This is a genomic window from Pseudomonas sp. CROZ-RG-20F-R04-15, from assembly GCF_022662375.1.
In the GTDB taxonomy this organism is placed as follows: domain Bacteria; phylum Pseudomonadota; class Gammaproteobacteria; order Pseudomonadales; family Pseudomonadaceae; genus Aquipseudomonas.
Map to the genome: position 1 here is coordinate 225697 of NZ_JAKNQL010000008.1, position 22146 is coordinate 247842.

Annotated in this window: 9 protein-coding genes; 3 read left to right on the top strand and 6 right to left on the bottom strand. The window is 62.1% G+C overall.

The window, feature by feature from the left end; all coding sequences use genetic code 11:
• Positions 1–44: 44 nt before the first annotated feature.
• Together L8H52_RS14635 and L8H52_RS14640 are read left to right on the top strand one after the other, a co-directional pair.
• Positions 45–2249 carry a TonB-dependent siderophore receptor gene (locus tag L8H52_RS14635; RefSeq protein WP_242207515.1) on the top strand — a complete coding sequence of 735 codons (2205 nt, stop codon included), beginning with the start codon at positions 45–47 and terminating at the stop codon, positions 2247–2249.
• A 336-nt stretch (positions 2250–2585) separates the two neighbouring features.
• The gene (locus tag L8H52_RS14640; RefSeq protein WP_242207514.1) at positions 2586–4121 is read left to right on the top strand and encodes an FAD-dependent oxidoreductase; all 1536 of its coding nucleotides are present in this window, start codon (positions 2586–2588) and stop codon (positions 4119–4121) included.
• A 123-nt stretch (positions 4122–4244) separates the two neighbouring features.
• On the opposite strand, the gene hemB is transcribed toward L8H52_RS14640, so the two are convergent.
• From hemB to L8H52_RS14655, 3 genes are all read right to left on the bottom strand, one after another.
• Positions 4245–5219 (bottom strand): porphobilinogen synthase, encoded by a 975-nt coding sequence (gene hemB / locus L8H52_RS14645; protein WP_047300672.1) that lies wholly within the window; start codon positions 5217–5219, stop codon positions 4245–4247.
• Positions 5220–5469: 250 nt separating this feature from the next.
• Positions 5470–6168, bottom strand: coding sequence for a glutathione binding-like protein (locus tag L8H52_RS14650; protein WP_242207513.1), 699 nt, complete (start codon positions 6166–6168; stop codon positions 5470–5472).
• An 85-nt stretch (positions 6169–6253) separates the two neighbouring features.
• The gene (locus L8H52_RS14655; RefSeq protein WP_242207512.1) at positions 6254–7777 is read right to left on the bottom strand and encodes a hypothetical protein; all 1524 of its coding nucleotides are present in this window, start codon (positions 7775–7777) and stop codon (positions 6254–6256) included.
• A 290-nt stretch (positions 7778–8067) separates the two neighbouring features.
• Between L8H52_RS14655 and L8H52_RS14660 the strand changes: the two genes are divergently transcribed.
• Positions 8068–8742, top strand: a complete 675-nt coding sequence (locus tag L8H52_RS14660) for a histidine phosphatase family protein (RefSeq protein ID WP_242207511.1) — start codon at positions 8068–8070, stop codon at positions 8740–8742.
• 119 nt (positions 8743–8861) lie between these two features.
• Here L8H52_RS14660 and mnmH read toward each other — a convergent pair whose 3' ends face one another.
• From mnmH to L8H52_RS14675, 3 genes are all read right to left on the bottom strand, one after another.
• Positions 8862–9965 (bottom strand): tRNA 2-selenouridine(34) synthase MnmH, encoded by a 1104-nt coding sequence (gene mnmH, locus L8H52_RS14665; protein WP_242207510.1) that lies wholly within the window; start codon positions 9963–9965, stop codon positions 8862–8864.
• Positions 9965–10999, bottom strand: coding sequence for a selenide, water dikinase SelD (gene selD / locus L8H52_RS14670; protein ID WP_242207509.1), 1035 nt, complete (start codon positions 10997–10999; stop codon positions 9965–9967). The genes mnmH and selD overlap by 1 nt, the downstream gene beginning before the upstream one ends.
• Positions 11000–11249: 250 nt before the next feature.
• Positions 11250–21770, bottom strand: a complete 10521-nt coding sequence (locus L8H52_RS14675) for an autotransporter-associated beta strand repeat-containing protein (protein ID WP_242207508.1) — start codon at positions 21768–21770, stop codon at positions 11250–11252.
• Between the last annotated feature and the right edge of the window lie 376 nt (positions 21771–22146).

A 22146-nucleotide genomic window follows, 5' to 3' on the forward strand; every position in this document is an offset into this window, starting at 1 on the left:
CCGCCCTTACTTTTCCAACCGGCCGCGCGCCTCCAGGTCCCTACATGCCCGCTTCAGCTCGACTCGCCGTCCCGTTTCGCCCGACGCTTCTCGCCCTGCTGTGCTCCCTGACTGTCACCGCCCACGCCGCCGAAGGCGATACCAAGGCGTTGGTGCTGGACGACGTCAACGTCAACGCTCAGGCCCTGACGCCTGACGCCCTGCCCCCGGTTTACTCGGGGGGTCAGGTCGCCCGTGGCGGCCAGCTCGGCGTGCTGGGTAATCAGGACATGATGGACGTGCCGTTCAGCGCCGCCTCCTATACCGAGCAACTGATTCAGGATCAACAGGCCGAAGACGTCGCCGACGTGTTGCTCAACGATTCGTCGGTACGTCAGGCCTCGGGTTTCTCCAACCAGGCGCAGGTGTTCATGATCCGCGGCTTGCCGCTGAGCGGCGACGACATTTCCTATAACGGCCTGTACGGCGTGCTGCCACGGCAGATCATTTCCACCGACGCGCTGGAGCGCGTGGAAGTGTTCAAAGGCCCGAACGCCTTTATCAACGGTGTGACCCCGACCGGCTCCGGCATCGGCGGCGGCGTCAACCTGCAACCGAAACGCGCCGGCGATGTGCCGCTGCGTCGTTACACCACCGACATCAACAGCGAAGGCCGCATCGGTCAGCACTTCGACATCGGCCAGCGCTTCGGTGAAGACAACCGCTTCGGCGCACGGATCAACCTGTCCCAGCGCGAAGGTGACACCGGTATCGATCACGAGAACCAGCGCTCGAAACTGTTCGCCATCGGCCTCGACTATCGCGGTGATGCCCTGCGCATCTCTGGCGACTTCGCCTATCAGAAAGAACGCGTCAACGGTGGCCGCAACTCGGTCAACCTCGGCACTGCCACGCACATTCCCGACGCGCCATCGGCCGACACCAACTACGCGCCGAAGTGGGGCTACACCGACATCGAAGACACCTTCGGCATGCTCCGCGCCGAGTACGACCTGAACGATAACTGGACCGCCTACGCGGCCGGCGGCGCCAAGCACACCCGCGAAGTCGGGCGCTACAACTCGACCACCCTGGTCGGCAACAACGGTGCTTCGTTCACCACTGGCTCGTTCATTCCCCACGATGAAGACAACACCAGTGTCATGGCCGGCCTCAACGGCAAATTCGATACCGGTCCGGTCAGCCACAAGCTCAACTTCGGCCTGACCGGGATCTGGACCGAACAGCGCAGCGCCTATGATTTCGACCTGACCAAGTACGCCAACAACATCTACCACCCGGTACAGACGCCGTCACCGGTGGGCAATTTTGCCGGCGGCGATGTGAATGATCCGGGCATTGTCGGCAAGACCTTCAACCGCAGCATCGCGCTTTCCGACACCCTCGGTTTCTTCGATGATCGCCTGCTCGTCACCGCCGGCCTGCGCCGCCAGCAACTGGTGGTGCAAGGTTACAACTATGCCAGTTGGGGCAGCGGCGATCGCAAGTCGAGCTACGACGAATCGATCACCACCCCGGTCTACGGCGTGGTGTTCAAGCCGTGGGAACACGTGTCGTTCTACGCCAACCACATCGAAGGCCTGGCCCAGGGCCCGACCTCGCCGACCAGCACCGGCGGCTTTCGCGTGACCAACGGCAACGAAGTCTACGCACCGGCGCGCTCGAAGCAGACCGAAGTGGGAGTGAAAGTCGACATGGGCACTTACGGCGCCAGCCTCGGTGTCTATCGCATCGAACAGCCGAGCGACGGCTACTGCAACATCGACAGTGCGACCACCTGCACCTACGTGCGTGAAGGCGAACAGGTCAACAAAGGCGTGGAAATGAACGTGTTCGGCGAGCCGATCAATGGTCTGCGCCTGATCAGCGGCTTGACCCTGATGGACACCGAACTGAAGAACACCCTCAACGGCGCCAACGACGGCAACCGTGCGATCGGCGTGCCGACCTTCCAGTTCAACGCTGGTGCGGATTGGGACGTGCCCGGCCTGCAAGGTGTCGCGTTGAATGCGCGGATGCTGCGTACCGGCGGTCAATATGCCGATGCGGCGAACAACCTCAGCCTGCCGACCTGGAACCGCTTCGATGCGGGTGCGCGTTATGCGTTCAAGGTCTCGGAGAAGGACGTGACGTTGCGTTTGGGCGTGGAGAATCTGGCGAACAAGAAGTACTGGGAATCGGCTCAGGGTGGTTATCTGACGCAGGGTGAACCGCGGGTTGCCAAGTTGTCCGGCACTATCGATTTCTAACGCTGAAAAGCCCCTCACCCTAGCCCTCTCCCGGAGGGAGAGGGGACTGATTGCGGTGTTCTTTCGAGTTACGCCGACGTGTGCCATCGCGTCGAACTCAGGTTCTGAAAGGCCCCCAATCGGCTCCCTTTCCCTCTCGCCCCCTTGGGGGCGGTCCGACGTTTCGGGAGGGCTGGGGTGAGGGGGTAAATTTCACTGTCACCAGAATTTCCTGCCGAACATCCAAAAAAGGCCCCACAGCCTCACCACTGCGGGGCCTTTTTCCGTCTGGCCGATCCACTGGCCACCCTCGCCTGCTGATCCATACTTGCTGCACAGCAAACGGAGGACAGGCCCATGAACCGCAGCGACGTCCTGATCATCGGCGCCGGCCCGACCGGGCTGGTGCTGGCCCTGTGGCTGAGCAAACTCGGCGTACGCGTACGCATCATCGATAAAACCTCCGCGCCCGGCACCACTTCGCGAGCGCTGGCGGTGCAGGCGCGCACCCTCGAGTTGTACCGGCAACTGGACCTCGCCGACACCGTGGTGCGCAACGGCCATCGGGTCGCGGCGGCGAATTTTTGGGTCAACGGTAAAGCGGTCGCACAGTTGCCGCTGAACCGCATCGGCGAAGGCCTGACGCCCTACGCGTTCGTCGAAATCTTCCCGCAAGATCAACACGAACGGCTGCTGATCGAGCGGCTCGAAGATTACGGCGTCACGGTCGAACGCAACACCACACTGGAAAGCTTCGAAGAAACCGGCGACGGCCTTACCGCGCATCTGCGCCTGCCCGACGGCGAACAGGAAATCTGCCAGGCCAGCTATCTGGCCGGTTGTGATGGCGCCCGTTCAGTGGTGCGCAAAACCCTCGACAGCGGTTTTCCCGGCGGCACGTATCAGCAGATTTTCTACGTGGCCGACGTCAAGGCCAGCGGCTCAGCAATGAACGGCGAGTTGCATCTGGATCTGGATGAAGCGGACTTTCTCGCCGTGTTTCCTCTCGCCGGCGAAGGCCGCGCGCGCTTGATCGGCACGGTGCGTGACGAACGTGCGGACCGCGCCGAAACCCTGGAGTTTTCCGATGTCAGCAGCCGCGCCATCGAACATCTGAAAGTGCACATCGAAGACGTGCACTGGTTCTCGACCTACCGCGTACATCACCGCGTCGCGGAGCACTTTCGCAGTGGTCGCGCCTTTCTGCTCGGCGATGCCGCGCACGTGCACAGCCCGGCCGGCGGTCAGGGCATGAACACCGGCATCGGTGACGCGATCAATCTGGCGTGGAAACTTGCCGCCGTGCTCAGCGGCGGCGCCGAACCGGGGCTGCTCGACAGCTACGAAACCGAACGCATCGCCTTCGCCCGCCGGCTGGTGTCGACCACCGATAAAGTCTTCAGCTTCGTCACCGCCGAGGGGCGCATGGCCGATCTGCTGCGCATGCGTGTGGCACCGTTCCTGATCCCGAAAATGGCCTCGTTCGAGGCCAGTCGCGAGTTCCTTTTTCGCACCGTTTCGCAGGTCACCCTCAACTATCGCGGCATGCCGCTGAGCCAGGGCACGGCCGGCCACGTCCACGGCGGCGACCGCTTGCCGTGGGCGCATGATGGTGAGGGAGATAATTATGAACCGCTAAGGCAGCCGTGCTGGCAGGTGCACGTTTATGGCGACACCAGCGACGAAATGATCGCCTGGTGCCAGGAACATCACCTGCCGCTGCATGTGTTCGACTGGCGCCCGGCGTTTGAAACGGCAGGATTGGGGCGTAATGGCTTTTATCTGCTGCGCCCGGATACCTATGTGGCGATTGCCGAGAACAGTGCCGACCCAAAGGTGATTGAACGCTACTTCCGCGATCACGGCATCCGGCCTTACTTCAACTGCCCCTGACACACCACAGAACCCTGTAGGAGTGAGCCTGCTCGCGATAGCGTCGCTTCAGTCGACATGGATGTCAGCTGAAGTACCGCTTTCGCGAGCAGGCTCGCTCCCACAGGGGTAATGCGGTGGTCTTCAGATCCCGGCCAGGGCCAAGTCCATCGCAAAGTAAGTGAAGATCAAATCCGCACCCGCGCGCTTGATCGCGCCGAGGCTTTCGCGGACCACACGATCCTCATCAATCGCCCCGGCCTGTGCACCGAACTTGATCATCGCGTACTCGCCACTGACCTGATACGCCGCCAGCGGCAGGTTCGAGGCTTCGCGGATGTCGCGGATGATGTCCAGATACGCGCCGGCCGGTTTGACCATCAGCGCGTCGGCACCTTCCTGTTCGTCGAGCAGCGATTCGCGCAGGGCTTCGCGGCGGTTCATCGGGTTCATCTGATAGCTTTTGCGATCGCCTTTCAGCGCGCTGCCACCGGCTTCGCGGAACGGGCCGTAGAGTGCCGAGGCGAACTTGGTCGAATAAGCCATGATCGGAATCTGGGTGAAGCCGGCCGCGTCCAGCGCCTGACGAATCGCCCGCACCTGACCGTCCATCGCTGCCGACGGCGCGATCACGTCGGCACCGGCACGGGCTGCCGCGACTGCTTGCTTGCCGAGGTTGATCAGGGTCTGGTCGTTGTCGACTTCATGGTTGTGCATCACGCCGCAGTGGCCGTGATCGGTGTATTCGCAGAAGCAGGTGTCGGACATCACGATCATCTCCGGCACTGCGTCTTTGGCAATGCGCGACATGCGCGAGACCAGGCCTTCTTCGCGCCAGGTGTCACTGCCGTTGCTGTCCAGATGGTGAGATACGCCGAAGGTCATCACCGACTTTATGCCAGCACGGGCATAACGCTCGATTTCGCTGGCCAGTTTGCGCTCGGGAATGCGCATCACCCCGGGCATGCTTTTGATCGGCACGAAGTCGTCGATTTCTTCCTCGACGAAAATCGGCAGCACCAGATCGTTCAGGCTGAACTCGGTTTCCTGGAACAGGCTGCGCAGGCTCGCATTGCGGCGCAGACGGCGGGGACGTGCTTCGGGGAACTGACTGGACATGGAGGCCTTTCCTGAAAACGGCAGATGAGACGAAAGTCGTAGGGGGCGAAGCTTATGCCTTGCAGGGGTTGGCGTACAAACCTGGATCAATCAAGAGTGCATTACCGGGGGTGCAATAATCATTGCGCCCCAACGCAAATTCCCCTGTGGGAGCGAGCCTGCTCGCGAAGGCGTTGTATCAGTCAACTCAGTTGATTCTGACACACCGAATTCGCGAGCAGGCTCGCTCCCACAGGGGTTATGTGTTTAGTCAGGAGGGGATGGTCAGGCCGCGAACCACCGCTGGACGCGCGAGAAACCGCTCAAGCACGCGGGTGACATTCGGGAAGTTCTGAATGCCGACCAGATCACCCGCCTCGTAAAAGCCGATCAGATTACGCACCCATGGAAACGTGGCGATATCGGCAATGGTGTAACGCTCGCCCATGATCCAGTCACGCCCCTCGAGCCGGCTATCGAGCACTTTGAGCAGACGTTTGCTTTCGTCGACGTAACGGTCACGCGGACGCTTGTCCTCGTAGTCCTTGCCGGCGAATTTATTGAAGAAACCGAGCTGCCCGAACATCGGGCCGATGCCGCCCATCTGGAACATCAGCCACTGAATCGTTTCGTAGCGCAGCGCGCCTTCCTGGGCGAGCAACTGGCCGCTTTTGTCGGCCAGATAAATCAGGATCGCCCCCGACTCGAACAGCGGCAGTGGCTGGTCCCCGGGGCCGTGCGGGTCGAGGATCGCCGGGATCTTGTTGTTCGGGTTCAGCGAGAGAAACTCGGCGGACAACTGATCCTGGGTATCGAAAGCGACCTTGTGCGGCTCGTACGGCAGGCCGATTTCTTCGAGCATGATCGAGACTTTGACGCCGTTGGGCGTCGGCAAGGAATAGAGCTGAATCCAGTCTGGGTACTGCGCCGGCCATTTCTGGGTGATCGGGAACGCGGACAGATCGGTCATGGGAAGCATCCAGTCACAAATTAAAGGCTGATCATAATGTAGAGCGGTCGACGGCTGCGATCTTTCGGCTTGCACTCAGCTCACCTCAATCATCGCCCGGAATGGTGGGCCGCTCATGCCCTGTTGCACTTCGATATAACGCCTGCAGGCTTTTCGCAGCAAAAACAAGACTGTCAGCGTTGTTCACCGCCATCTGCGCGCGCATTTGCGGATTGACATTGAACAACTCGACGGCCGTATGAAGATCCAGATCGTCGCCAAGCCCCAGATAATCACTGATATAGAACAGGAAGCTATCGTGATCGTCGCCGAAGGCCTTCAGGTATTCGACCGTCAACCCTCCGCGCATGATCACTTCCGACACGCCACGCTCCGGGACCTCGTAAGTTTCGGTCGAAACCGAGCCCAGCAAATCGCGCAGATGGCTTTTTACATAGAAAAAATCCCCCGCGCTGGGTCCTATGGACCTGAACCGGTCGACTCGGCTGGTGTGCAACATTTCATGGCCCAGCGACATACACAAAAGCCCGGGCTGCATGAACTTTCGATTGAGGAACAGGCGGCCGTGAAAATCTCTTTTGTACATCCACGCTGCAGCATTGTCGTTGGAATTGACGCCGAGAAATTTGGCCTCCCCCCAAACACCTTGATACTCCCTGGACAGCCCCAGGCCACGCGAGACTGAATCGGCAAATTGCGCGGTGACCGCTCGGTGATCGCTGCCGAAGAAGCTGTCGAAAACCTGATCGGCTTTCTGCAGTTTCAACGCTATGGCTTGGCCGGCGTCATAAAAAATATCTTCTACCTGGCGCAGTTCCGAGCGAATGAGCTTTGCCTGTTTTGCTGTGAACTCTTTCAAACCACGAGCGAACAGGGTGGTGCCGAAGGCTGTGCCAAGCTCGAACGCGTCATCGCTGCCGACATGGACTCGTTGTTTATCGATCCTGTCATTTCTTGCATCACGGATGAGTTCATCGATATCAATATCGATGACATTGCCTTCGTCAGCAGCCGACCGGGCCCTTTCGAGCTTCCATAGTCGGCTTTGCGCATCGAAGTACAGCGGCGGCCCCGAAGCCACCAATTCGGACACAAGGGTTGCTCGATACTCTCCGCTTGTTGCGCTTTGCCGCACCTGAACGATTTCGCCGGGAGCAATATCGACGTATTGACGCCCCTTGATCAGCCTCAGGCCCTGAGCATCGGCCGCCGGCAAAGTGGCCGGCGATTTCAGACGATAGTGCTCAAGTGATTCGACAGCTGAACGAACCGGCACAACCTCGGAAGGCGCTATTGGAGAAACCGTGACAGTGGCGGGTGGAGTCTCTGGCTGATGGGTGGCTGACTCCTGAACTTGATCGTCACCGAAACGAAAATTCTTGTTCGCCGGGCTGTCGTCGCCGAGCACACCGCTGGCTCTTTTACGCGGTGAGTTTGCGACGGTCGGCCCGGAGCCGGACGATGAGTGGATGGCGGGTTTGCGCGCAATGCCCATAAAAATCCTTTTTTTGAGAGAGTTGCCCGACGAAAAAACCGGGCAAACGTCGCGATGGTCGTCTATCGCACAGGCGCCATTGCAACCGATCGCGAACCGCTGCGTGCGGTACATATGTATTGCACATACGTTGAGGTTTTATGTATTGCGGGGAATCAAGATCGAAAGTTCGCTGCCGCGTCGAACCGTAACATCCTGTCGCTAACCTGTGCCCAAGCCGTTGAAGTTTGCCGCTAAAGTGCCGCGCACTCGCATGGATCGAACCAAATCGGCCTCAGGGGACTCTGAGCTATGCCTTTCTCGCAGAGGAAGCTGTTCACGACAGGGAAAACACCCGGTGCTGGGAGCCCGCGGTGTAAAGGTTTGTCAGCCTTAACTGAATTTGCTGAAGAACCTTTTATCTCATGACGAACCTTATGCGATTCGCCAAACGCTTCAAACATCGCGCGTATGTGGCCCTGCCTTCCCTGCTGGCCGTCAGTGCGCTGTTCCTGTCCCTTGAATCCAGCGAGAGCCGCGCGCAACCGGTGGACGGCACCCAGACCTTGGTGTTCCTGCGCCACGCAGAGAAACCCGAGGGCGGTCTTGGCCAGCTCAACTGTCAGGGCCTGAACCGCGCCATCGACCTGTCGACCCTGCTGCCGGAAAAATTCGGCAAGGCCGATTACGTGTTTGCCGCCAACCCGACGCGCAATGTCGAGGAAGGCGAACTGGACAACTCCTACAGCTACATTCGCCCGCTGATGACCATCAGCCCTGCCGCGATCAAGCTCGGCCTGCCGGTGAACATCGAATTTTCGGCCAACGACACCAGTGATCTGGCCCGCGAACTGCTGGAAGACAAGTATCACAACTCGACGATCTACACCGCGTGGTCCCACGGTTACCTGCCGGAGCTGATCAACAAGGTGGCGGGCAAAGCGCTCGGCGAGAAACAGAACATCACCGAGGACTGGGCGGGCAACGATTTTGACTCGCTGTACGTACTGACCCTGACCTGGCACAACGGCAAGGCCAGTTTGCAGAGCCACAGCTACAAGCAGGGGCTGGATCATGGCAAGGAAACCTGCCCGACCTGAGTTTTGTGTGGCCTGACCCGGCGCCTTCGCGAGCAGGCTCGCTCCCACATTGGATCAGCGTGAAATACAAATCCCCTGTGGGAGCGAGCCTGCTCGCGAAGAGGCCAGCCGCAACAACCTCAACCCTTCTGATTCATCCGCTCACGCAAATACGCAAGCACCGCCCCACGCTCCCCGGCAAACTCGATCCGCCCGCCCTTCTTCTCGCGCTGAAACACATACATCGGGTCGTAATATTCGCTCAGCAAGCCTTCGATCCAGCCGCGATGCAAATCCACCGCCCCGCTGCGCCCCTGCTCCGCCAACGCATCTTCCATCAAAACCAGCATTCGCCGATGACGCTCGCCACCTAGGCGTTTTTGCACGTTGTTGAGGCTTTCCAACAGGCGTTCAGAGAACAACGTGAAGCCCTCTTCACCGTGCACAGCCGTAAATTCCGCTGACAGATCCACCACGTAATCACGCAGGATTCGTTCGACGCGATCATCAAAGCTGTCTTCCAGCCAGACCATCGGGTACTGCTGCATGCCCTGATACAGCGGCAGCGGCAAGGCGCAACTGCCGACCACCCGGCTCTCATCCTCAAGTACAAACTGCGCGATACCCGCGTCGCGTTTCTTGAGAATGTCGATGGCCAGGCGGTTTTCGAAATCGATGTTCGAGGGCTGCCCGGTCGCCCGTTTGCCGAAGCTTGAGCCACGATGATTGGCGTGCCCTTCCAGGTCCAGGCCATTGCGCAATTGCACCAGCACTTCGGTCTTGCCGGTGCCGGTCATGCCACCGAGCAAGACGAAATCACACTGGGTGATGGCCTGCTCAAGGGTGTCGATGAGGAAGTTGCGCATCGCCTTGTAACCACCGCCGACACGCGGGTAGTCGATGCCGGCCTCGTCACGCAGCCACTGCTGGGTGATCTGCGAGCGCAGGCCGCCGCGAAAACAATAGAGATAACCGTCGGGATAGGCGCGGGCAAAATCGGCCCAGGCCTGGATGCGCTCGGCTTTCACCGCGCCCGAGACCAACTGATGGCCCAATTCGATGGCAGCTTGCTGACCGTGCTGTTTGTAGCAGGTGCCGATCTTCTGCCGCTCGACGTCGTTCATCAGCGGCAGGTTGATCACGCCGGGGAACGCGCCCTTGTGAAACTCGATCGGCGCGCGGGCATCCATCAGCGGCCGGTCGTTGAGAAAAATGTCACGGTAGTCAGTGCAGTCGCGGAGCATCAAATCACCTCGACTGCGTTCGTCTGTCGCTCAACCAGTTCGCCGATTGGCGCCAGGTTCAAGCCCAGTTCAGCGGCGACGGCGAGGAACTCGTCATTGCCTTCAGGGGTGACGGCGATCAGCAAGCCCCCGCTGGTTTGCGGGTCGCAGAGCACGCGCTTGTGCAACTCCTGCACGCGGCCGACCTTGCTCGCATAGCTGTCGAAATTGCGCAGCGTGCCGCCGGGCACACAACCCTGATCGAGGTAATACTCGACGCTGTCCAGACGCGGCACGCGGTCGTAGGCAATGCGTGCAGTGAGTTGGCTGCCATCGGCCATTTCCACCAGATGCCCGAGCAGACCAAAACCGGTGACGTCGGTCATCGCCGTGACGCCGGCGAGTTTGCCGAAGCGGCTGCCGGGCTTGTTCAGAGTGCACATCCAGTCGCGGGCCACGCCGACATCGGCGGCGCGCAATTTACCCTTCTTCTCGGCGGTGGTGAGGATGCCGATGCCCAACGGTTTGGTCAGGTACAGCAGGCAACCGGCGGTGGCAGTGTCGTTGCGTTTCATGTGGCGTTTTTCCACCAGCCCGGTGACCGCCAGGCCGAAAATCGGCTCCGGCGCGTCAATCGAATGCCCGCCCGCCAGCGCAATGCCCGCCGCGTCGCACACCGAACGGCCGCCGCGAATCACTTCACGCGCCACTTCCGGCGCCAGCACATTGACCGGCCAGCCGAGAATGGCGATGGCCATCAACGGATCACCGCCCATCGCGTAGATGTCGCTGATCGCGTTGGTCGCGGCAATGCGGCCGAAGTCGAACGGGTCATCGACGATCGGCATGAAAAAGTCCGTGGTCGAGACCACACCGCGCTCGGCATCGATCTCGTACACCGCCGCGTCATCGCGCGAGGCATTGCCGACCCACAGTTTCGGATCAAGGTTCTGGGCACCACTGCCGGCCAGAATCACTTCCAGCACCTGCGGGGAAATCTTGCAGCCGCAACCGGCGCCGTGGCTGTATTGGGTCAGACGAATCGGCTCGCTCATGGGGGAGTCTCAGGCTGTTGATGGGGGCGATTCTAGCAGAGCACGGCGCAGCAGTTTCTCGGCAAGACTGTCCGGCCCCTTCGCGAGCAGGCTCGCTCCCACATTTGCACCGCAATCCCCTGTGGGAGCGAGCCTGCTCGCGAAGGCAATAGAGCAGCCAACCCAACATAAGTATCAAGGTGTAACCAACACTGAATCGACGACAAAAAAAACCGCCCTTGCGGGCGGCTAAAAGTGCTTCGACCCTAAATCAGAAGCCCAGGCTGAAGCTGATGGTCATCGCATGGTCGTTGCTGTCGTTCGACAGTTGCCCCGAGTAGCCAACCCCGAGCTTGCCGGTCGGGCTGATCTGGAAGTCGACACCCGCTTCAACAATCGCGCTGTCCTTGGCGATCGGTACGCCTTGGGTGCTGAACGAGGCGCCGCCGTCGATGAAGGTCAAGTCGGCATCAGGCTTGGTGTCGCCGAAGGCATGGCGCCAGCCGATGGCCGCGCGCGGGGTGAATTGCCCGCCGTTGGCCAGGGTAATGACTTTGCCGGCGCGCACGCCGAGGGTCGAGAAGGTGATGTCCTGATCGGCATCGGCCTCTAGGCGCCCTACTCCGCCTTTCTCCTTGGCTTTGTCGGTGTCGTAGTTGACGTAGGCGAGCCCTGCGAACGGCTCAAGGGCAATGCCGCCGGCTTCAATGGTGTAACCGACTTCACCGAACACCTGCGCGCTGCGCGCATCGTAATTGGCCTTCAGACGATCGTTGTAGCTGCCGACGCTGACGTTGCGTTTGGTTTCGATGTCGTGCCAGCTGTAAGCCGCGCCGAGGCGCACCGCCAGGGCATCGAACTGCGAGTTGAGGTACGCCGCCAGGTGGTAGCTTTCAACGGTGGCATCCGAGCGACGATCATGCGCATCGAGGTCGCTGCGGGTGTAACCGGCAGCCATGCCCACGCGCCACTGGTCATCGAGTTGCTTGTCGGTGCCGAGCATGAAACCGCTGAGGTTACGGTCGAGTTTCGCCGCGTTGCTGTCGCCATCCGACTCGCCCCAGGCACCGAGTGCCCGCGCCCAGCCGACCATTTCGCCGTGGCAACCGTTGCTGCTCAATTGGTTATCACTTGGCGCCAGGGCGCGGCGTGGATCATCCGCTGCGCTGCATGACGGTTGGCGCATGCGATCGTTGACCGCGTCACGCACGTAGCGCGAATCCTCAAGGATCGCACTGGCCGTGCTGGCGTGGATCTCACCCGACAGACTGTCGAAGGCGTTGCGCGCACCGGCGACACTGAGGTTGACGATCTCGTTCTGCAACGCCGCACCGGCCGGGCCGTTGTTCGACAGCGCAGTGGCGGTCCTGAACTGGTTGCCGGTGGCGGCGACATCGGCAAAGGAGTTGCCGTTGCGACTGACCACCAGGTTCACGGCGTTGGTGTCATACACCAGTGCGCTGTTGAGGAACGCGTATTGCGGCAGGTCTGCAGCGCTGAAGGTGCCGATGACACCGCCGCCCGCCGTGATCAGCGAATACGTGGTGTTGCCGGTGAACGGTGCCAGCGAGTTCACTTGCAGGCCGCCGCCCAGCGTGGCCGTGCCGCCGACGGCCAATGGCGTTGCGGTGGGCGAACTGACCGTCAGCGCCAGCACACCGTCGGAGGCGTTGGTCAGGTTACCGGCCACGCTCAAGGTGCCCGCTTCGGAACCCGAGGCGACAACGCCATGGTTGACTACCGAACCGACACTGCCATTACCACTCAGGCCGGCACCGTTGGCCACGGTGACTTGCCCGCCCAACGAGGCCCGCGCCGACCGGCTGCCGACTTGCAGCACGCCTTGGTCGACCGACACGGTGCCGCTGAACGGCTGATCACCGGTCAACAGCAAGGTGCCGGTGCCGCGCTTGAGCATCGCGCCCAGTCCGCGCAGCGATCCGTTGAACTGACCATTGAAGTTCTGCAGGAATACCAGGGAAGCGTTGTTGAGGATATTGCCTTGCAGGCTGGTGGTGGTACCGACCAGCGTACCGCCGCTGACAGTGGTGCCACCGCTGTAGGTGTTGGCGCCGCTCAAAACCAGCGTGCCGGAATCAAGCTTCTCGATTCCGCCCGTGCCCACCAGTGGCGTGGAAATTTCCGCACTCCCACCGGCATTGACCCGCACTGGCGCGAGGCTGCCATCCGCGCCGTTGACCGGGGTCAGCGTACCGCCAGCCCCCGGAACCAGGCTGTAGCCGCCGGAGAGGAACTGCAGGCCGGTGAAGTTCTGATTGCCCTGCACGGTCACCGTACCCGCCTGACCACCGAACACCGCGAACTGACCGTTTGAAGCCAGGGCCTGAGTACCGCTCGGGTCGGTCCAGTTGGTGCCCGGCCCCCACACGCCGCTGCCGCCACCGATGCTGCCGTCCGGGTTGGTGGTGCCACCGTTCCAGAACTGCACCTCACCCGGCGTGCCTTGCACCAGCAGGTTGATCTGATTGGCAATCGCGGTTTGCAGGGTCAGATTGGCCGCCGACACCGGCAGGCTGCCATACACCAGACCGTTGTCGGTCAGGCTGCCGCCGTAGCTGAACAGTTGATAAACCCCGGTGCCGAAGCCGCCGGCATTGCTGATGTTCAGCGTACCGTCGAGGGTCAGGCTGCCGGCGACATTGACCACCGTGGTCGAACTGGCCGCCGAGCCGAGACTGAAGTCCAGATTGGTCCCCGAGGACAGCGCCAGCGAACCGACCGACAGCGGCGTCGCGGTGCCGCCACCGGCCAGCGTCGCACCGTCGGCCAGTTGCACAGCGCCCCCGAGCTGACCGCCACCGCCGATGCCCGCACCGCTGGCGACGTTGACATTGGCGCTGTTGAGCACACCGTTGACGATCAGGTTGCCCGCCTGCACCGAGGTGTTGCCGGTGAAGCTGTTGTTGCCAGTCAGCAGCAATTCGCCGCTGCCGGTTTTGTTCAGCGTACCGGCGCCAGTGAGATTGCCGGTGTAGCTGCCATCGGCGTTCTGTTCGAAGGTCAGCGTCGCGTTGTTGACGATCGCACCTTGCAGGCTGCTGGTATCACCGCGCGTCGTGCCGCCGTTCAGCGTGGTGCCACCACTGTAGGTGTTGGCACCGCTGAGGGCGAGATCGCCGCTACCGTTTTTCAGCAGACTGCCGGCGCCGGTCACAGCACCAATCAGCGTGGTGTTCTGATTCCCGGCCAGGGTCAGTTGCGCGCCAAGGTTGACGGCGTTGGCCAGTTGCAGCGCCGCAATGCTGTCGAGCGTGCTGTCACCGGTCACGTTAAGCGCAGCGCTGCTGATCGCGCTGTTGTTGCCAAGAACCAGCGTGCCGCCGGCGAGCTGAGTGCCGCCGCTGTAAGTGTTGCTGCCGTTGAGCGTCAGGCTTGAGGCGCCGGCCTTGATCAGGCTGCCGCTGCCGCTGACCACGCCGTCGAGGGTCAAAGCGTTGGAGCCGGCAACAGTCAATGCACCGTTGACGACCACGTCGTTGCTCAGACTGACGGCCGCGTTGCTGTCCAGCGCCGTGCCGTCAGCAGCGGTCAACACACCAGTGCCGAGCGCCGCGTTGTTGCCAACGACAATCTTGCCGCCATTGAGCGCCGTGCCGCCGGTGTAGCCATTGGCTGCGTTGAGCACCAGCGTACCCGTGTCGTATTTGCCCAGCGTGCCGCTGCCATTGAGCGCGACACCGATGGTTGCCGTGGCATTCGGGTCAACCCGCACCGTGGCATTGCCCAGCGAACCGTTGACCAGGTTCAGCGAACCCGCCGTGCCGTTCACCAGGCTGTAGCCATCAGTGACGAACTGCATGCCAGTGATGGTTTGTGCGCCGTTGACGGTGACCGTGCCGGCCGCGCCCAGGAACACTGCAAAGTTGTTGGTCCAGGCCTGGTTGGTGGTGCCGTTGACGTCGGTCCAGTTGGTGGTGCCGGTGCCCCAGGTGCCGCTGCCGCCCTCGACCGAACCGTTGGCCACCAGTTGATTGCCGTCCCAGAACTGCACGGTGACGCCCGGTGCAGTCACCAGCAGGTTGATCTGATTGGCCAGCGCGGTTTGCAGGGTCAGATCGCCCGGCGTCACGCTGCCCGGCACGGTGCCGATCAACATGCCGTTGTCGGTCAGGCCGCCGGTGTAGTTGATCAGGCGATAGACGCCGCTGCCGAAACCGCCGATGTCACTGACGTTGAGGGTGCCATCGAGGGTCAGGTTGCCGCCGACATTGACCAGCGCATTGCCGCCGCCGGACACCGGTGTGCCGAGGCCGACGTCGAAGTTGGAATTGCCGTTGAACACCAGTGAACTGACGCTCAGCGTACTGCCGGTGACGCCCGCCAGATGACCGCCATCGGCGACTGTCACGGCACCGGTCAAGGTGCCGCTGCCACCGAGGGTGCCGCCGCTGTTGACCAGCACATTACCGCTGGCCAGCGAACCGTTGACCTGCAGGGTGCCGGCGTTGACGTTGGTATCGCCGGTAAGGTCGCTGATACCGCTGAGGGTCAGGGTGCCCGTGCCGAGTTTGCTCAGGCCGCCGTCGCCACTGAGAGTGCCGGCAAACGTGCTACTGACATTGTTGCCGCCGAGGCTCAACGTATTGCCAGTGCCGACCAGCGCAGTGCCGCTGCCCGTGAGGCTGGCAAGGCTGCCGGAAGCACCGAGATTGAGCGCCGCGCCACCCGCGAGATTGACCGTGGCGTTGTTGCCCAGCGCCGCGCCACTGAGCGTGGTCAGGCTGCCGGCGAGCACATCGAGCGTGCCGCTGAAAGTGTTGCTGCCGCTCAATGTCACGTCGGCCAGACCGTTTTTGCTCAGCGTACCGGCGCCGGCAATCACACCGCCAAGGGTCAGGTTGTTGTTACCGGCCAAAGCCAGATTGGCATTGACGTTGAGGTTGTTGGCCAGCACCAGTGGCGAGGAATTGTCGAGGGTGGAAGCGCCGGCCACGGTCAGCGCGCCGCTGCCCAGCGACGCGCCCGTACCAAGGGTCAGCGTGCCGGCATTCAGCGTGGTACCGCCGGTGAAGGTATTGATGCCGTTGAGTGTCAGGTTCGACGCGCCGTTCTTGATCAAGCCACCCGCGCCGCTGACCACACCAGCGAGGGTCAGATTGTTGCTGCCGGTGTTGCTCAGATTGGCGTTGAGCACGACGTTGTTGCCCAGGCTCAGCGCACTGTTGCTGTCCAGCGCCGAGGCACCAGCCACGGTCAGGTTGCCCAGGCCCAACGCCGAATTGCTGCCGGCGGTCAGGGTGCCGGCGTTCAGGGTGGTGCCGCCGAGGAAGTTGTTGTTGCCGCTGAGGGTCAGGTTCGACGCGCCGTTTTTGCTCAGGCTGCCAGCGCCATTCACAGTGCCAGCAAGCGTCAGATCCGCCGTGCCACCGATGCCGAGATTGCCGGCCAGGTTGACCGCGTTGTTCAGCGAAACCGCAGTGCTCGCATCCAGCGTGGTGCCGCCCGCCGCGTTCAACGTGCCGGAACCCAGCGCCGAGTTCGACGCCAGAATCAGTCCGCCGGCGTTCAGCGCCACCGGCCCGAGGAAGGCGTTGTTGCCGCCGAGGGTCAGGTTCGCCGTGCCGGTTTTGATCAGGCCACCGGTGCCGCTAATCACGCCGTTGAGGGTCAGTGCATTGCTGCCGACGATGGTCAGGTTACCGTTCAGCGTCGCCGCGTTGGCCAGTGTCACCGCTGCGTTGCTGTCCAGTTGCGTACCGGCATTCGCCGTCAACGTACCGGTGCCGAGCGCAGTATTGCTGCCGACGATGATTTTGCCGCCGTCCAGTTGCGTGCCGCCGGTATAAGTGTTGGCACCGCCGAGCACCAGGGTGCCGGCGTCGAGTTTATTGAGGATGCCGCTGCCATCGATATTGGCATTGATGGTCGCTGTCACGCCCGGATCAACGCGCAACGAAGTAGTGCCGCCAGTGCCGTTTACCGCCGTCAGTTGCCCCGCCGCACCGTTGACCACGTTGTAGCCATCGGTGAGGAATTGCATGCCGGTGAACGCCTGCGTGCCGTTCACCGTCACGGTGCCGGCGGTGCCCTGAAACACCGCGAAGTCGCCGGCCCATGGTTGATTGACCAGACCGTTGGCGTCGGTCCAGTTGGTGCCGACCGCATTCCACGTGCCGCTGCCACCGTCGACCACGCCGTTGGCAATGGTCTGGCTGCCGTCCCAGTAACGGATGTTGCTGTTCGGCGCGGAGACTTGAATGTTGATCTGATTGGCCACGCCGGTTTGCACCAGCAGATCGCCGAGGCCGTAGCCGACCGGCACGCTGGCGACGTCGAGACCGAGATTGGTCAGGGCGCCGGTGTAGTTGAACAGGCGATACACGCCGACGCCAAAACCGCCGGCATCGGTGACGTTGAGATTGCCGTCGAGGGTGAGGTTGCCGCCGACGTTCATCAGTGAAGTGGTCGACGGTGTGCCCAACGCCACATCGACATTGCTGCCCGCACCGAGGGTCAGCGCACCGGCGGACAATTGGTTGCCCGACGACAACGCCAGATGGCCGCCGCTGTTGACATTGACGCTACCAAGCGCCGAACCAGTGCCGGTGAGAGTGCCACCGGTGTTGACGTTGACCTGTGCACTGGCCAGCGAACCGCTGAGGTCGATGGTGCCGCCATTGATCGCGGTATTGCCGGTGATGCCGCTGATCCCGGTGAGGTTCAAGATACCGGTGCCGACTTTGACCAGGCCGCCGCTGCCACTGAGATCGCCATCAAACGTACTGGTGACGTTGCCGCTGCCGACGGTCAGGGTGTTGCTGCCGGTCAGTTGCACACTGCCGCTGCCGGTCAGCGCGCCGAGGCTGGCGTCGCTGCCCAGATTCAGCCCGGCGCCGGCGCTGATATTGACCCCGGAGGTGTTGCCCAGCGCATTGCTGTTGAGCGTGGTGACGCTGCCGGAGACGATGTTCAGTGCGCCGGTAAAAGTGTTGTTGCCGGCGAGGGTCAGATCCGACAGGCCGTTTTTGGTCAGGCTGCCGGCACCGTCGATGATGCCGTTCAAACTCAAATCGTTGTTGCCAGCGACGGTCAACCCGGCGTTCAGAGTGATCGCGTTGCCGATGCCGAACGCGGCGCTGTTATCCAGCGTTGCCGCGCCACCAACGATCAGTGCGCCGCTGCCCAAGCCGTTGGCATTGCCCAGAGTCAGCGTGCCGGCGTTGAGCGTGGTGCCGCCGCTGAACGTGTTGTTGCCGTTAAGGGTCAGGTTCGCCGCGCCGTTCTTGATCAGTTGGCCAGTGCCACTGGTGACGCCGCCGAGGGTCAGGTTCTGCGTGCCGCCCACCGCCAGCGCCGCATTCAGGGCGACGGCGTTGTTGAGGCTGACCAGCGGCGAGTTGCTGTCGAGTGTCGCCGCACCGGCAACGGTCAATGCGCCGGAACCCAGCGCCGAACTGTTGCCGACGGTCAGAGTGCCGGCGTTCAGCGTGGTGCCGCCGAGGTAGTTGTTGGCCGCGTTGAGAATCAGATTGGCCGCGCCGTTTTTCACCAGACTGCCGGCGCCGCTGACCAGCCCGGTCAGGGTCACATTCGCCGTGCCGCCGATGTTCAAGGCACCGGCGAGTGCCACGGCATTGTTCAGGCTGACGGCCGTGTTGGCGTCCAGCGTGGTGTTGGCCGCCGCGTTCAACGTACCGGAACCCAACGCATTGTTACTGCCGACAATCAGTTTGCCGGTGTTCAACACGGTGTTGCCAAAATAAGTGTTGGCGCCGTTGAGGGTCAGATCGGCAGCGCCGTTTTTGACCAGGCCACCGATACCGGCGACCACGCCGTCAAGGGTCAGCGCATTGCTGCCGCCCACAGTCAGAGTGCCGCCGAGGTTGACGTTATTGGCCAGCGCTGCCGCGGTGCTGGCATCCAGCGTGGTGCCGTTCGAGGCGTTCAGTGTGCCGGTACCGAGGGCAGTGCTGGAGCCGACAATCAGTGAACCGGCATTCAGCGCCGTGGTGCCGGTGTAGGTGTTGTTGCCGTTGAGGGTCAGGCTCGACGCGCCGGTCTTGATCAAGCCGTTGGCGCCACTGATCACCCCGCCAAGAGTCAGCGCGTTGGCGCCGCCAGCGGTGAGGTTGGCGTTGAGAATCACGTTGTTGTTCAGCGTCACCGCCGAACTGCTGTTGAGGGTACTGGCTCCGGCGACAGTCAGTGCGCCAGTGCCCAGTGCCGCGGCGTTACCGACAGTCAAGCTGCCGGCGTTCAACGTGGTCCCGCCAGCGAACGTGTTTACCCCATCGAGGGTCAGGTTGGCGGCGCCGTTCTTGATCAGTTGGCCGGCGCCGTTGATGACACCGGAGAGGGTCAGACCGCTGCTGCCGCCGAGGCTCAGGGTACTGCTGTTGAGGTTGATGTTGTTGCTCAGGTTGACAGCGGTGTTGCTGTCCAGCGTTGAGACATCGATGACGTTCAATGCACCGCTGCCCAACGCGGCCGCGTTGCCCACAGTGAGCGTGCCGGCGGCCAGCGTGGTACCGCCGAGATAAGTGTTGGCACCGTTGAGACTCAGGTTGGCAAAACCGCGCTTGGTCAACCCGCCACTGCCGCTGATCACACCACCGAGGGTCAGGTCAGCGCTGCCACGCACTTCCAGATCACCGCCAAGGGTCACCGCATTGGTCAACGCGGCCGTGGTGCTGGCGTCGAGTTTGGTGCCTGCCGCTGTGGCCAGGGCACCGGTACCCAGCGCCGTATTGGAACCGACAATCAGCGTACCGGCATTGAGCGCAGTGCCGCCGGAGAAAGTGTTGTTGCCGCTGAGGGTCAGATCCGCCGTGCCATTCTTGATCAAACTGCCGACGCCGCTGACAACGCCACTCAGGCTCAATGCCTGAGTGCCGCCGATCGTCACCCCGCCCGCCAGCGCAACGGCGTTGGCCAATGTCACTGCGGCAGTCGCATCCAGCGTGGTACCCGCCGCCGCATTCAGTGCGCCAGTCCCCAGCGCGGTGTTGCTGCCAACGAACAGGCTGCCGGCATTGAGCAGCGTGTTGCCGCTGTTAGTGTTGTTGCCGGTCAACGTCAGGCTGGCACTGCCGGACTTGGTGATGCCGCCGGTTCCGCTCAACACGCCGCCGAGGGTCAGCGCGTTGCTGCCGAGCACGTTGAGCGCGCCGGTCATGCCGATGTTATTGGCCAGCGTGACGTTGGTGGTGCTGTCCAGACTGGTGCCGGCGGCAGTGTTCAGCGCACCGCTGCCCAGCGAGTTGTTGTTGGTCACCAGCAGGCTGCCGGCGCTGAGGGTGGTGGTGCCGGTGAACCCCGTGTTGACGCCGCTGACAGTCAGGCTGCCGCTGCCGGTTTTGGTCAAGCCACTGCTGCCGCTGATCAAACCACCGAGGGTCAGCGCGCCAGTGCCTCCGGCGGTCAAGGTGCCGCCGAGGCTGATGGCGTTGGCCAGGCTGATCGTGCCCGGTGCGCTCAGCGTTGTCGCGCCGGTCACATTGAGCGTGCCGGTGCTGAACGCCTGACTGTTGCCCAACTGCACCGTGCCGCCATTGAGCGTGGTGTTGCCCAGATAGGTATTGGCGGCGCTGAGGTTAAGTTGTCCGGTACCGGCCTTGGTGAAACCGCCGCTGCCGGAAATCACCCCACTCAGGGTGGTCGCGTTGCTGCCTTGCACGGTTACGCCACCGGCGCCGAGGGAGATCAGATTGCTGATGTTCAACCCGGCATTGCTAGCCTGCAGAGTCCCGCCGTTGGAAGTGAGCACACCGCTGCCGAAGGTGGCGTTGTTGTTGAAATTCGCGATACCGCCGTTGAGCGTGGTCGCGCCACTGACCAGTGGCCCCTGCAAGGTCCAGGTGCCGCTGTTGAGGGTCAGGTTGCTGAAGTTGACGTAAGTGGCGCTCGATGCCGTGCCAGTGCCGGTGATACCGACGCCGGCCGGGTTTTGCAGGATCAGGCTGTTGGTGCCGCCCGCGCCGCCATCGACCGTACCGGTCGGGGCGAACGTCAGGTTGATATTGATCAGACCGCCGAGGCCGACGCTGATCTGCACGCCGTCACCGACCTGCACCGAAGAACCGGTCACTGCGATGAAGGTATTGGTGCTCGCCGCGCCCATCGACACACCGCCGGTAATCGCACCGGCGTTGGTGAAGGTGTTGCCTGCCGCCGAGGTTTCGAAGGCGATCCGGCCGTTGATGACGCCGGTGTTACTGTTGGTCATGTTGACCTGCGAGCCGCCGTAGACGCCGATCACCGGGGTATCGGCGAGGGTGATGCCACCGACCGACAAACCGGTCGAGGTGATGGTGCCGTTGTTGGTGATGGTGGTGGTGCCGGTTGCCGCGTTGTTAACCGAAAGGGCCAGGCCGTCGATGCTCGTCAGGTTCAGCCCCAGTAACATCCCGGTGCCCCGCATGATTGCGCCAGCGTTGTTGAGCACGCTGACCGTGCTGGTCGCGCCGCTGCCGATGAATGCCCCGCCACTCAAAACCGACACCAGACCGAGGACTGCCGGATCCATGATGCCGGAGTTGTTCAGGGTGATGTCGACTCCCGTCAGGTCCATGACATGCCCGCCAAGGGTCGCGTTCATCTGCGCGCCGCTGTTGACGTTGACCGTCAGATTATTAGAGGCACTGGCGAAGTCGTTGGGAACCAGTGGCAGCGGTGGCACCCCCGTACACGTCACGATTGAACCGGCCGTGGAGCACGTGGCCAGCGCAGGTGCGCTGACGCCGCCGAACAACAGCCCGGCGACGCTCAGGTGCACAGCAAGGGACAGTGGGGAAAAACGCGAAACGAGGGCGACACCAAACCTTGCTTCCACGGGCTACTCCTTGTCGTGGCCAATTTCTTCCTTGAGGGCGCGCAGAGCCGTGCTTATTCCACACGCGAATCAAGACTGCGACGGTCATCACAAAACCGTTGATTGGGGACAAAGCTAGTAGACGCCCCGCGATGGGGCACGGATTAAATGGTGTTAATACTTTAATACTAGAGGGGTCTGGAATCAGTGTTTCAGCCCGCCAGAACTGGTCTTGAGGTGGATACAACACCTGTGGGAGCGAGCTTGCTCGCGAATGCGTTGTGTCAGCTTGCGGATATTTTTCTGATACCCCGCCTTCGCGAGCAAGCTCGCTCCCACAGGGAACTGTAGGGTCTGCAAACCCGCGCCTGACCGATCCATCAGGAAATACTGAAAA

What these genes read in the sequence shown, in the direction of transcription:
- L8H52_RS14635 (WP_242207515.1), top strand. Translation starts at nt 45, where the DNA reads ATGCCCGCTTCAGCTCGACTCGCCGTCCCGTTTCGCCCGACGCTTCTC.
- L8H52_RS14640 (WP_242207514.1), top strand. Translation starts at nt 2,586, where the DNA reads ATGAACCGCAGCGACGTCCTGATCATCGGCGCCGGCCCGACCGGGCTG.
- hemB (WP_047300672.1), bottom strand. Translation starts at nt 5,219, where the DNA reads ATGTCCAGTCAGTTCCCCGAAGCACGTCCCCGCCGTCTGCGCCGCAAT.
- L8H52_RS14650 (WP_242207513.1), bottom strand. Translation starts at nt 6,168, where the DNA reads ATGACCGATCTGTCCGCGTTCCCGATCACCCAGAAATGGCCGGCGCAG.
- L8H52_RS14655 (WP_242207512.1), bottom strand. Translation starts at nt 7,777, where the DNA reads ATGTACCGCACGCAGCGGTTCGCGATCGGTTGCAATGGCGCCTGTGCG.
- L8H52_RS14660 (WP_242207511.1), top strand. Translation starts at nt 8,068, where the DNA reads ATGACGAACCTTATGCGATTCGCCAAACGCTTCAAACATCGCGCGTAT.
- mnmH (WP_242207510.1), bottom strand. Translation starts at nt 9,965, where the DNA reads ATGCTCCGCGACTGCACTGACTACCGTGACATTTTTCTCAACGACCGG.
- selD (WP_242207509.1), bottom strand. Translation starts at nt 10,999, where the DNA reads ATGAGCGAGCCGATTCGTCTGACCCAATACAGCCACGGCGCCGGTTGC.